General features: G+C 59.9%; 9 protein-coding genes. 2 read left to right on the forward strand and 7 right to left on the reverse strand.

The window, feature by feature from the left end:
* Positions 1 to 36: 36 nt before the first annotated feature.
* From topA to fadB, 4 genes are all read right to left on the reverse strand, one after another.
* The gene (gene topA / locus ACSSNI_RS12545) at positions 37 to 2,649 is read right to left on the reverse strand and encodes a type I DNA topoisomerase (protein ID WP_148924858.1); all 2,613 of its coding nucleotides are present in this window, start codon (positions 2,647 to 2,649) and stop codon (positions 37 to 39) included.
* A gap of 309 nt (positions 2,650 to 2,958) precedes the next feature.
* Positions 2,959 to 3,186 (reverse strand): DUF1653 domain-containing protein, encoded by a 228-nt coding sequence (locus ACSSNI_RS12550; RefSeq protein WP_019340656.1) that lies wholly within the window; start codon positions 3,184 to 3,186, stop codon positions 2,959 to 2,961.
* A 79-nt stretch (positions 3,187 to 3,265) separates the two neighbouring features.
* Complete coding sequence (gene fadA / locus ACSSNI_RS12555; protein WP_159968574.1) at positions 3,266 to 4,441, reverse strand: acetyl-CoA C-acyltransferase FadA; 1,176 nt, start codon at positions 4,439 to 4,441, stop codon at positions 3,266 to 3,268.
* Between the two features lie 17 nt (positions 4,442 to 4,458).
* Entirely contained in the window at positions 4,459 to 6,606 is a 2,148-nt protein-coding gene (fadB, locus tag ACSSNI_RS12560; protein ID WP_200637972.1) for a fatty acid oxidation complex subunit alpha FadB, read from the reverse strand.
* A 455-nt stretch (positions 6,607 to 7,061) separates the two neighbouring features.
* Here fadB and ACSSNI_RS12565 point away from each other — a divergent pair, with 455 nt between their 5' ends.
* Both ACSSNI_RS12565 and ACSSNI_RS12570 read left to right on the forward strand, forming a co-directional pair.
* Positions 7,062 to 9,095, forward strand: a complete 2,034-nt coding sequence (locus ACSSNI_RS12565) for a S9 family peptidase (protein ID WP_200637970.1) — start codon at positions 7,062 to 7,064, stop codon at positions 9,093 to 9,095.
* A 126-nt stretch (positions 9,096 to 9,221) separates the two neighbouring features.
* Positions 9,222 to 9,584, forward strand: a complete 363-nt coding sequence (locus ACSSNI_RS12570; RefSeq protein WP_200637967.1) for a YgaP-like transmembrane domain — start codon at positions 9,222 to 9,224, stop codon at positions 9,582 to 9,584.
* Positions 9,585 to 9,776: 192 nt separating this feature from the next.
* Here ACSSNI_RS12570 and ACSSNI_RS12575 read toward each other — a convergent pair whose 3' ends face one another.
* From ACSSNI_RS12575 to ACSSNI_RS12585, 3 genes are all read right to left on the reverse strand, one after another.
* The gene (locus ACSSNI_RS12575; RefSeq protein ID WP_200638197.1) at positions 9,777 to 10,769 is read right to left on the reverse strand and encodes a succinylglutamate desuccinylase; all 993 of its coding nucleotides are present in this window, start codon (positions 10,767 to 10,769) and stop codon (positions 9,777 to 9,779) included.
* Between the two features lie 10 nt (positions 10,770 to 10,779).
* Complete coding sequence (locus ACSSNI_RS12580) at positions 10,780 to 11,067, reverse strand: topoisomerase II (RefSeq protein WP_102834656.1); 288 nt, start codon at positions 11,065 to 11,067, stop codon at positions 10,780 to 10,782.
* Between the two features lie 69 nt (positions 11,068 to 11,136).
* On the reverse strand, positions 11,137 to 12,357 hold the full coding sequence (locus ACSSNI_RS12585) for an aspartate aminotransferase family protein (protein WP_200637965.1): 1,221 nt from the start codon (positions 12,355 to 12,357) through the stop codon (positions 11,137 to 11,139).
* Positions 12,358 to 12,404: the final 47 nt, after the last annotated feature.

Below are 12,404 nucleotides of genomic sequence, written 5' to 3' on the forward strand. Positions count from 1 at the left end.
GCCCGCAGGAAGACGGCTTCGACTCGCGGCTGTCAGTTACTTGCCGGTGCTCTTGTCTTCTACCTTCCACTTGCCGCCATCAAAGAATGCCTTCCAGCCGGTCGGCTTTCCATTGACCTCGGTTTGAACGTATTGCTCCTTGGTCTTGCGGCTGAAGCGGATCACGGCCGCGCGCCCTTCCGAATCCTTCTGAGGCGCACTCAGCAGAAAGTGATACTTAGGGTCGATCTCATCCTTGTGGGGGAGCAGCTCCAGCACCAGGGGTGCACGGGTCTCACGGTTCTTGGGGAACTGGCTGGCGGCCAGGAACAAACCGGAGGCGCCGTCACGCAACACATAGGTGTCGTCGACCTTTTCACATTTAAGCTCAGGCATCTTCACGGCATCCATCTTCGGTGGAGCCGCCTCACCGCTTCTGAGCAATTTACGCGTGTTCTTGCAGTCGGCATTGGTGCAGCCGAAGAACTTGCCGAAGCGGCCCGTCTTGAGCTGCATTTCACTACCGCACTTGTCGCATTCCAGGCTCGGCCCCTCATAGCCCTTGATGCGGTACTGACCCTCTTCGATTTCGTAACCGGTGCAGTCGGGGTTGTTGCCACAGATATGCAGCTTGTGGGTTTCGTCGAGCAGATAGGCATCCATCGCCGTGCTGCAGATCGGGCAACGATGTTTGCCCAACAGCACTCGGGATTCGGACTCACCTTCGTCATCAGCGGCAATCTCATCGCCAGGGATGAGGTTGACCGTGGACTTGCAGCGCTCTTTTGGTGGCAGGCTGTAGCCGGAGCAACCTAGGAAGACGCCGGTGGACGCGGTGCGGATCATCATCGGCCGACCGCAAACCTTGCACGGAATGTCGGTCAGCGTAGGCTGATTGGCACGCATGCCGTTCTCGCTGGCCTCGGCCACCTCGAGCTTTTTCTTGAAATCTCCGTAGAACTCGTCGAGTACGTGCTTCCACTCGCGCTCGCCCTGAGCAACGTCGTCGAGGTTTTCCTCCATGCCGGCGGTAAAACCGTAGTCCATCAGATTATTGAAGCTTTCTGACAGGCGTTCGGTAACGATGTCGCCCATCTTCTCGGAGTAGAAGCGGCGGTTGTGCAGCGAGACGTAGCCACGATCCTGGATCGTCGAGATGATCGCCGCATAGGTCGATGGACGGCCGATGCCTCGCTTTTCCATCTCCTTGACCAGGCTCGCTTCCGAATAGCGCGCCGGGGGCTTGGTGAAGTGCTGGCTCGGATCAAGCTTGATCAGCTTCATCCCATCGCCCTTGTTCATCTCCGGCAGCACGTCGTCTTCGCCGCTCTTGCTTTGCTGCGGCATGACCTTGGTGTAACCGTCGAATTTGAGAATGCGGCCCTTGGCGCGCAGCTCGAAATTGCCGGCAGTGACCGTCACGCTCGTCGACAGATACTGTGCAGGCGGCATCTGGCACGCCACGAATTGACGCCAGATAAGGTCATAGAGGCGTTCGGCGTCTCGTTCCATTCCCGTCAGCTGCGCCGGGCGCAGATTGACGTCCGACGGACGAATCGCCTCGTGAGCCTCCTGGGCGCCCTCCTTGCTGGAGTAGAAGTTGGCCTTTTCAGGCAGATACTTGCCGCCAAACTCGTCTTCGATGAACCCCCGAACCATCGTCAGCGCATCTGCCGACAGATTGGTCGAGTCGGTACGCATGTAGGTGATGTAGCCAGCCTCGTAGAGACGCTGCGCCATCATCATGGTTTTCTTCACACCGAACCCTAAACGGTTGCTCGCCGCCTGCTGCAACGTCGAGGTGATGAACGGCGCAGACGGCTTGCTGCTGGTCGGCTTGTCCTCACGCTTGGTGACGCTGTAGCTGGAATCCTTGAGCTGCTCGAGCGCCGCCATGGCATGCGCTTCGTTGAGGGGTTTAAAGGCTTCGCCGTTCTCGCGAGAGACTTCGAAGCGAACCTTGGCATTGCCGCTCGTACCAAGGTCGGCGTGTACTTCCCAATATTCTTCCGGAACGAATGCCCGGATCTCGCGCTCACGCTCCACCACCAGCTTCACAGCAACCGATTGAACACGGCCAGCGGAGAGCCCTCGGGCGATCTTGGACCAGAGCAGCGGTGAGACCATGTAACCCACGACTCGGTCGAGGAACCGTCGTGCTTGCTGCGCATTGACACGATTGATGTCGAGGTCGCCCGGCTTGGAGAACGCCTCTTGAATCGCCTTCTTGGTGATCTCGTTGAACACCACGCGCTTGTAGCGGCCATCATCGCCACCTATGGATTCGCGCAGATGCCAGGCGATGGCCTCCCCCTCTCTGTCCAAGTCGGTCGCGAGATAGATGGTATCGGCTTCCTTGGCCAGGCGACGAAGCTCATCGATGACCTTCTCTTTGCCGGGCAGGATTTCGTACTTCGCCTTCCAGCCGTGCTCGGGATCGATGCCCATGCGGGTAAACAGCTGACGCTTGGCCTTCTCCTTCGGCGAAAGCGCTGGAGCTTCGGCCGCTGCAGCCTTGCCGCGCTTGACCGGCTCCTTGTTGGCAGAGCCGCTGGTGGGAAGGTCGCGGATGTGGCCGATACTCGACTTCACCACGTATTGGTTGCCCAAATACTTGTTGATTGTCTTGGCCTTGGCCGGTGATTCCACGATGACCAGCGATTTACCCATGGAGAGGAGAGTTCCTGAATCGAGAGGTGAACTGAGATTGTTGAACCGGCAGCAGCCCGACGTCGAAACGTCACCTGGCTTGCCAGCCTAGAAGCGAAGCAGCGTAACCAGCCTGCGAGAGCAATCATTTGCTCCGGAAAACGTCCGCACCCATGGCCTAAATCCATTGGCAGCCTGGCTGCCCGGCTGGGTCTTATCGTCCTAAACCGAGGGAGAATGGTCTTCACCCGGTCTGAAAGCACCGCTATATATAGTGGCGATAGAGCTGAGGTCAAGCGCAGGGGTTAAGCCAGCTCGTGCATACAGTGCCTAAAAACGAGTGGGCTCGGCTTCGATCAGGGCAAAACGGGGAAGCGTTTCGCCGTCGACCTCTACCGTCTCGGTAAACATCGAGAGCGGACGAACCCACAGCCCGAAATCGCCGTATAGCGCCTGATAGAAGACCACTGACTCTTCCGTTTCGGAATGCCGAGCAACTGCGTATACGCGATACTCGGGGCCTTTGTAATGACGGTAACGGCCTGGCGTGACTTGCATCTCGACTGCCTCTGAAAAAAACACTCATCAAAAATGAAAACCGGGGCACAGAGCCCCGGTTCCAGTACCGCCAAATAGCTTAGACGCGTTCGAACACCGTGGTGATGCCCTGACCGAGGCCGATGCACATTGTGGACACGCCAAGCGTACCGCTGTTCTGCTTCATCACGTTCAACAGAGTGCCGGAAATACGCGCACCTGAGCAACCGAACGGGTGACCCAAGGCAATGGCTCCACCGTGAAGGTTGACCTTCTGCTCCATCTTGTCGAGTAGCTTGAGGTCCTTCAGAACTGGCAATGCCTGGGCGGCAAAGGCTTCGTTGAGCTCGACGAAGTCGATGTCGTCCATCGTCAGACCAGCACGCTTGAGCGCTTTCTGAGTCGCCGGCACCGGACCGTAGCCCATGATTGCCGGGTCGACGCCGGCCAGCGCCATCGAGCGAATCACCGCCATCGGCTGGATACCAAGATCCTGAGCACGCTGCGCCGACATGACGATCATGCAGGAAGCACCGTCAGTGATCTGCGATGAGGTACCTGCAGTCACGGTGCCGCCCTTCGGGTTGAAAGCAGGCTTCAGCGCCGCCAGGCTTTCCAGGGTGGTTTCCGGACGAATGGTCTCGTCGTAGTCGAAGACCTTGAGGAAACCGTTCTCGTCGTAGCCTTCCATCGGGATGATTTCATCCTTGAACAGGCCTTCGACGGTCGCTTTGTGCGCCAGACGATGCGAACGCTCACCAAAGGCGTCCTGCTGCTCGCGGGTGATGCCATGCATCTTGCCCAGCATTTCGGCTGTCAGACCCATCATGCCGGACGCCTTAGCAGCGTGCAGCGACAGCTGCGGGTTCGGGTCGACGCCATGCATCATGCCGACGTGGCCCATGTGCTCGACACCACCCACGACGAAGACATCACCGTTACCGGTCATGATCGCCTGAGCGGCGGTGTGCAAAGCGCTCATGGACGAACCGCACAAGCGGCTGACAGTCTGCGCGGCGCTGGTATGCGGGATACGGGTCAGCAACGAAGCCATACGGGCGATGTTCCAGCCCTGCTCCAGGGTCTGGTTGACGCAGCCCCAGATCACGTCCTCGACTTCTGCCGGGTCGACTTTGGAGTTGCGTGCCAACAAGCCATCGATCAGCTGCGCGGACATGGTCTCGGCGCGGGTATTGCGGTGCATGCCGCCCTTGGAACGACCCATCGGGGTACGGCCGAAGTCGACAATGACGACGTCTCTCGGATTAAGGCTCATATCTCTCTATTCCTCGATTAACCGTAGAAGCTCTGGCCGTTAGCGGCCATCTCACGCAGCTTCGCAGTCGGGTGATACAGCGGGCCCAGGTCGGCGTACTTGTCGGCCAGTGCCACGAACTCGGCAACACCGATCGAGTCGATGTAGCGCAGTGCACCACCACGGAAAGGTGGGAAGCCTATGCCGTAGATCAAGCCCATATCGGCCTCGGCAGCGGTTTCGACGATGTTGTCTTCCAGGCAGCGGACAGTCTCCAGGCACAGCGGAATCATCATGTAGTTGATGATGTCTTCGTCGGAGAGCTCGCGCGTCTCGCTGACCACCGGCATGAGCAGCTCGTAGGACTGCGGGTCGACCACTTTCTTCGGCTTGCCCTTCTTGTCCATCTCGTACGCATAGAAGCCCTTGCCATTCTTCTGGCCAAGACGGTTGGCGTCATACATGACGTCGACGGCCGTACGGGTGTCGTCCTTCATGCGATCCGGGAAGCCTTCAGCCATCACGTCACGGCCGTGGTGGCCAGTGTCCATGCCGACGACGTCCATCAGATACGCCGGACCCATCGGCCAGCCGAACTTTTCCATCACCTTGTCAGCGCGGACGAAGTCCACACCATGAGCGATGGCACGGGCAAAGCCGCCGAAGTACGGGAACAGCACGCGGTTGACCAGGAAGCCCGGGCAATCGTTGACCACGACCGGGCTCTTGCCCATTTTCTTCGCGTAGGCAACGGTGGTGGCGATCGCGGTTTCGCTGGTCTTCTCACCACGGATGACTTCCACCAGCGGCATCATGTGCACCGGATTGAAGAAGTGCATGCCGCAGAAGTTTTCCGGACGCTTGAGCGCCTGGGCCAGCAGACTGATGGAAATGGTCGAGGTGTTCGAAGCGATGATGGCATCGTCACGCACCAGGCCTTCCACTTCGGCCAGCACCGACTGCTTGATCTTCGGGTTTTCGACAACGGCCTCAACCACGATGTCGACGTGACCGAAGTCGCCGTAGGACATGGTTGGGCGGATGGCGTTGAGGGCTTCAGCCATCTTGGCTGGCGTCAGGCGACCTTTCTCGACACGCTTGCCGAGCAGCTTGGAAGCCTCGTTCAAGCCCATCTGGATGCCTTCTTCGCGGATATCCTTCATCAGGATCGGCGTGCCTTTGACAGCCGACTGATAGGCGATACCGCCACCCATGATGCCGGCGCCGAGCACGGCAGCCAGTTTCACGTCACGGGCCTGCTTGTCATACGCCTTGGCCTTCTTCTTCAGCTCCTGATCGCTCAGGAACAGACCGACCAGGCTCTGTGCAACAGAGGTCTTGGCCAGTTTGACGAAGCCAGCGGCCTCAACTTCGATCGCTTTGTCGCGGCCGAAATTGGCGGCTTTCTGAATGGTCTTGATCGCTTCGACCGGCGCCGGATAGTTCGGGCCAGCCTGACCAGCCACAAAACCCTTGGAGGTTTCGAAAGCCATCATTTGCTCAATAGCGTTGAGCTTGAGCTTGTCCAGCTTTGGTTGACGCTTGGCTTTGTAGTCCAGCTCACCAGAAATGGCGCGCTTGATCAGATCCAGCGCGGCGGCCTGAAGCTGCTGGGGAGCAACCACGGCATCGACGGCGCGGACCTTGAGCGCGTCTTCAGCACGGTTTTCCTTACCAGACGCAATCCACTCGACAGCGTTGTCCACGCCAATCAGACGCGGCAGTCGAACGGTACCGCCGAAACCTGGGTAGATGCCCAGCTTCACTTCTGGCAGGCCGACCTTGGCAACAGTGGACATGACGCGGTAGTCAGCGGCCATGCACATCTCGAAACCACCGCCCAACGCGATGCCATTGATGGCCGCGACGGTCGGGACACCGAGGTCTTCGAAATTGCTGAAGATCTTGTTCGCTTCGAGGTTACCGGCGACCAGCTCCTCATCGGACATCTTGAAGTTGTCGACGAACTCGGTGATGTCCGCGCCGACAATGAAAACATCCTTGCCGCTGGTAACGATGACGCCCTTGACCGAAGCGTCCGCCTTGATGGCGTCGACTGCCTGGCGCAGGTCGTTGAGGGTGAGGCGATTGAACTTGTTGACGGACTCACCCTTGAGGTCGAAATTCAATTCGACGATGCCGCTCTCAAGAGCCTTAACCGTGATGGCTTTACCTTCGTAAATCATCAACTGATCTCCACGGTATGGAAGCTGAACGTTACGTGTCGCACGTCATCGGCCCGAAGACCGTCACTGCTACACAGTGAAACGACACCCACCGACACGATAAACCGGGCTGACGGCATTTGCGTGGCAAACGCTCGATTCATACGCCCGTTTGATTTGGGTGAGCACACCTTCTTTGAAAAGCATCCGAATGTCAATCGACTGACCAAACCGCAAGGGCACTTCATCCGCTTCAAGACCATCAAGCCTAGCCAAGGCCAGCCAAACCCGCGACGAGCAGGCACATCTTTCCTCGCATGGGCGGGCATTCATGCAGCTGATCCCACCCGCCATCAGTGATGGACCACTTCTTGCGCCCAGCGTCACAACCAGCCTGGCTTGCTTGTACACTCACCGCCTGCACCCAAAATCTCGTTCAGCTGCGCCAGTGCGCAGCCACGCTTCAGGAGTCATGCATGTCTGCACCCATTGCCCGCGTCGATACAGGCCAGGATTCATACAAGTGGCTGGAGAACCGCGACGCACCCGAGGTGCTCGATTACCTGAAAGCGGAAAATGCCTATCTGGAAGAACAGCTGGCTGACCAAGACCAACTGCGTGAATCGTTGTTTCTCGAAATCAAAGGCCGTATCCGGGAGACCGACCTTTCGCTGCCCTCCCCCTGGGGACCCTGGCTCTATTACCAGCGCACCACGGCTGGCGATGAATATCCGCGCCACTACCGCTGCGGGCGCCCGGCGGACGGCTCATTCGCCGTGGATGAAGCTAGCGAGCAACTCTTGCTCGACCCCAACGAGCTGGCAGCGGGAGGCTTCCTGTCGCTGGGCGCGTTCAGTGTCAGCCAGGACCACAGCAAGCTGGCTTACAGCCTCGACACACAAGGCGACGAGATCTATCAGCTGTTCATCAAGGACCTGCAAACAGGCGAGGTGACCGCGCTCCCCTTCGAAGATTGCGACGGCAGCATGACCTGGGCCAACGATAATCAAACCCTGTTCTTCGGCGAACTCGACGACACCCACCGCCCCCACAAGATCTACCGTCACCGGCTGGGCAACAGCGAGCGCACCGAGGTCTATCACGACCCGGACGGGCGTTATTTCGTGCATTGCTACCGAGCCAGCTCAGAGCGCCAGCTGGTCATCCTCTCCAACAGCAAGACCACCAGCGAAGCCTGGGCGCTCTCAGCGGATAAACCCGAAGGAAACTGGGTTTGCCTGGCACCACGCCAGGACGATCACGAGTACTACCCTGACCACGGCCTGCTGGATGGGCAATGGACCTGGCTGATCCGCAGCAACCAGGCCGGTATCAATTTCGCCCTGTATCAGGCACCGGAGCGCACCCCGCAACGCGAGCACTGGCATGAGTTGATCGGCCACAGCGACTCGGTGATGCTGGAAGACGTCAGCCTGAACGCCGGCGCAGTCACCCTGAGCCTGCGTGAGGCGGGGCTTCCCATCATCGAAGTTAGACCGTCGACTGCCGCGCCCTATCGCGTGCAACTGCCGGATGCCGCCTACAGCCTCCACGTACACAACACGCTCGAATTCGACAGCCCGGTTATCCGGCTGCGCTACGAAGCGCTGAACCGCCCGGCTCAGATCCGTCAACTGAGCCTGGCCGACGGCCAGCAGCAGGTGCTCAAGGAGACGCCGGTCGAGGGTCCGTTCGATGCCGATGCCTACGAGAGCCGACGCATCTGGGCCACTGTGGCCGATGGCACTCAGGTGCCTATCAGCCTGGTTGGCCGCCGTGAGCATTTCGGTAAGCCAGCCCCTCTGTATCTCTATGGCTACGGTGCTTACGGCCACAGTCTGGACCCCTGGTTTTCCCATGCCCGGCTATCGCTGCTCGATCGCGGATTCGTCTTCGCCATTGCCCATGTACGCGGCGGCGGCGATCTTGGCGAGGCCTGGTATCGCGGGGGCAAACTGGAACATAAGCCAAACACATTCAGCGATTTCATTGCCTGCGCTGAAAAACTCGTTGCAGATGGTTATACCGAACCGGCTCGACTCGCCGTCAGCGGCGGCAGCGCCGGGGGCCTACTGATTGGCGCCGTAGTCAATCTGCGGCCGGACCTGTTCGGTGCGGCCATCGCCGAGGTGCCCTTCGTCGACGTGTTGAACACCATGCTTAACGCCGACCTGCCGCTGACGGTGACCGAGTACGACGAGTGGGGCGACCCGAATCAGCCCGACGTGCATGCCCGCATCAAGGCCTACGCGCCCTACGAGAACGTGCGCAGCCAACCCTACCCGGCCATTCTCGCGGTAGCCGGGTATAACGACAGCCGCGTGCAATACTGGGAAGCGGCCAAGTGGGTCGCCAAGCTGCGCGCGCACAAGACCGACGACAACCTGCTGCTGCTGAAAACAGAGTTTGGCGCTGGGCATGGAGGCATGAGCGGGCGCTATCAGGCGCTGAAGGATGTCGCGCTGGAATACGCCTTCGTCCTCAAGGTATTCAACATGGCGCCTCGCTAGAAAATCGAGGCCCCAAGCGTGCCGCCGGCCCCCTTGCCTGTGGCGCCCAGGTTTGCCGACCCACGGTGGGAACAGTGCCAGAGCGACGGGGTCACTTATCACACCATCAATTCGGAGTGATTACCCATGTTCAGGACATCCTCAAACCATGCCTCACAGAACGTGCACGGCTGGGAGCGCGCAGCATCGATCATCGGCGGCCTGTACTTCCTCGGTAAAGGCCTTGGGCGTGGCGGCGTAGGTGGAGTTCTACAGCTGGCGGTCGGCGGAATGGCCTTGGCGCGAGGCATCTCCGGCCAGTGCGAAGCCAAGCGCATGCTCGACGACGTGAACGAACAGGCCAGAATGGCCGAGGGAAACTCGCGAAGCATGCCGCTCGAACGCAGTGAGGCCGATGACGTGCGCCTGAGAACCAATGCCCAGGCGGCCACCGGCACCGCGACAGTGACCGGCAACGACTCGCTCGAGAACCCGCGCACGGGCGTCTGACCAGGCTACAACTGCGCGAGCGGTAATCGCTCCAAATCCGCTCGCGCGGAGGGGTTTGCCCGCAACACAAAAGAAGAATCGGCCCCGCGGCACGGTGTAGACGCAACGTACTATCGCGAAAAGACTCTAGCTTGCCTAACGCAACGCCTGTTTTTGGCGATGGCCTACCAGCAGTTCGAAACCGCTCACTGCTCAGTCACGGGGAACGACGATCAACCCGGCACGCCCGCCGATCGCGACGTCCGCAATCGGGAACAAGATCCGCGCATGCTGCTCTTCTACCACCCAGCGCGTGCCGTTCTCATCCTCCGCCAGCAAGGTGCCAGGCACAAGCGGAGTGAAGTTCTGTATCTCCTCGGGGAGGCGAAGAGCGAACTGATCGCTTTGCTTGATGATTTCGCGCGCCAGCCGAAATTTCAGTAAAGGCGGCCGCTCAGGCTCATGAAGAGCAGGATCGACCGCTTCGATCCAGCTACACGCAGCCTGCAAGAATTGGTGGAGACATTGCGGCCATGCGCCCCCCAGGGCTTCGGCCATTTCCAGCGTAAAGGCCTCGGCTCCATGCAGAGTCGCCGTGTGAGCACTGAAGGTTCCGGAAGGCTTCTCCTGCAGTAGCACCGCATCAACCGCGGCGTGCTGAAGACGTGTCAGGCTTTGCGGGGCGACTTCCCGTCCTTCTACCCAAGGACAGACGGCGAACTGCGGCAGCACCGACTCACGCATCGCCGAGTGCAGGTCGTAATGCCAGCGCCGCCGGCCAGGCTCCTGGAAAAACGCGGCAACCCAGGCCTCCAGCTGCGCCGCGCGGCGCGTCTCGTCGCTTGGCTCGTTTTCCGCGTGCTTGCCACAGAACAGCCGGTTCAGATCCTGACCCAGACGACGCACGCCCTGCCGCATGGCGGGCGGATTGCAGAACAACAGCAACAGCCGCGCACGCGGGCGAATCTCGTTACAGGCGACCGCCTTGATCAAGCGGTCCAGCAGTTCAATCGGAATGACTTCACAGCCATGCACGCCCGCCGACAGCACCAGATCGAGCCCTGAGTCCAGGCCGTTCGCAGGGGTGACCTCCAAGGCTCCCTCGCCCAACCATCGCAGCCGAACACCATCGGCGGTGAACTGCTCGCTTTCAGGCGGCACCTTACCGGCAATCGTCAGCTCCAACAGCCGACCCAGTGTCGGCAGTTCGGAACTGTCAGTGGTCGTGGTTACAGTCTGGACCATGAACGTGATCATCCTCGCTGGCTTCAACCGGCTCCATCTCAAGCTCAAGGCTAACCAAGTTGGTCGCCAATGGACGTAGCAGCAAGTTGGCGTATTCAGTGTCGCCGTCTTCTACATCGACACCGATCATCAGCTGGTTGTTGCCGACTTGCTGAATCCAGACCTCCCGCCCCTGCCACATCACAGCAAAACGGGTGCAAGACGTCTCCAACTGGGTGCCATCTACGTCTTCAAGGATCAATTGCAGGCTGTCGCTCATCGTTAGAATCTCGGTAGGGAAAAGAGGCAGGGCAGATGACTGCCCTGCTAGTTTTAAAGGCGCTTTGCCTCAGGCCCGGCTCAGTTTTGCCGCAGCACGCTCAAGACGGGCAAGCCCTTCGGCGATATCGGCCTCTTCGATGATCAAGCTCGGAGCCAGGCGGATCACATCGGGGCCGGCTTGCAGAATCATCAGCGCTTCGTGCTCAGCCGCGTCGAAGATCTCGCGCGCGCGACCTTTCCAGGCGTCCTCAAGTACGCAGCCAATCAACATGCCCATCCCCCGGACCTGGCTGAACAGGCCATGACGCTGCCCGATCTCCAGCAGGCCCCGCTTGAAGCGCTCGTGCCGTTCCTTCACGCCGTTCAGCACCTCAGGCGTATTGACGATATCGACCACCGCCTCGGCCACGGCGCACGCCAGCGGGTTGCCGCCGTAGGTGGTGCCATGAGTACCCACGCTGAAATGCGCAGCGATCTCATCGGTGGTCAGCATCAAACCAATCGGAAAGCCGCCGCCAAGGCTCTTGGCATTGGTCAGGATGTCCGGTGTGACGCCATAGTTCATGTAGGCGTACAACTCGCCGGTACGGCCCATACCGGTCTGGACTTCATCGAAGATCAACAGCGCGTTGTGCTGGTCACACAGCTTGCGAGCCCCTTCCAGATACGCCTGATCAGCGGGCAGAACGCCACTTTCACCCTGGATCGGCTCTAACACCACGGCACAGGTCTTGTCCGAAATCGTTGCGGCGAGCGCATCGAGATCGTTATACGGGACGTGGCTGATGCCCTGAATCTTGGGGCCGAATCCATCGGAATATTTCGGCTGGCCGCCCACCGTCACGGTAAACAGCGTCCGGCCGTGGAAGCTGTTAACGGCGGAGATGATCTCGCATTTCTCCGGCCCGTGGTTGTCATGCGCGTAGCGGCGCGCCAGCTTGAACGCCGCCTCGTTGGCCTCGGCGCCGGAGTTGGCGAAAAACGCCCGGTCGGCAAAGGTTGCCGCGGTGAGCTTTTTAGCCAGACGCAACGCCGGCTCATTGGTAAAGATGTTGGAAATGTGCCAGAGCTTGCCAGCCTGCTCGGTCAGCGCCGCCACCAGCGCCGGGTGGGCGTGGCCGAGCACGTTGACAGCAATGCCGCCAGTAAAGTCAATCAGCTCTCGCCCGCTCTGATCCCAGACTCGTGAACCCTCCCCGCGCACGGGAATGAAAGCGGCGGGTGCGAAAGTAGGAACAATGACCTGGTCGAAATCAGCGCGTTCTACCGGGGTGTGCGGGGCGGACATCAGGACTCTCCTGGGAGGCGACACGAATAGGAAATAAAACGCCCCGC

Source organism: Stutzerimonas tianxiuensis (assembly GCF_053470365.1).

What these genes read in the sequence shown, in the direction of transcription:
- topA (WP_148924858.1), bottom strand. Translation starts at nt 2,649, where the DNA reads ATGGGTAAATCGCTGGTCATCGTGGAATCACCGGCCAAGGCCAAGACA.
- ACSSNI_RS12550 (WP_019340656.1), bottom strand. Translation starts at nt 3,186, where the DNA reads ATGCAAGTCACGCCAGGCCGTTACCGTCATTACAAAGGCCCCGAGTAT.
- fadA (WP_159968574.1), bottom strand. Translation starts at nt 4,441, where the DNA reads ATGAGCCTTAATCCGAGAGACGTCGTCATTGTCGACTTCGGCCGTACC.
- fadB (WP_200637972.1), bottom strand. Translation starts at nt 6,606, where the DNA reads ATGATTTACGAAGGTAAAGCCATCACGGTTAAGGCTCTTGAGAGCGGC.
- ACSSNI_RS12565 (WP_200637970.1), top strand. Translation starts at nt 7,062, where the DNA reads ATGTCTGCACCCATTGCCCGCGTCGATACAGGCCAGGATTCATACAAG.
- ACSSNI_RS12570 (WP_200637967.1), top strand. Translation starts at nt 9,222, where the DNA reads ATGTTCAGGACATCCTCAAACCATGCCTCACAGAACGTGCACGGCTGG.
- ACSSNI_RS12580 (WP_102834656.1), bottom strand. Translation starts at nt 11,067, where the DNA reads ATGAGCGACAGCCTGCAATTGATCCTTGAAGACGTAGATGGCACCCAG.
- ACSSNI_RS12585 (WP_200637965.1), bottom strand. Translation starts at nt 12,357, where the DNA reads ATGTCCGCCCCGCACACCCCGGTAGAACGCGCTGATTTCGACCAGGTC.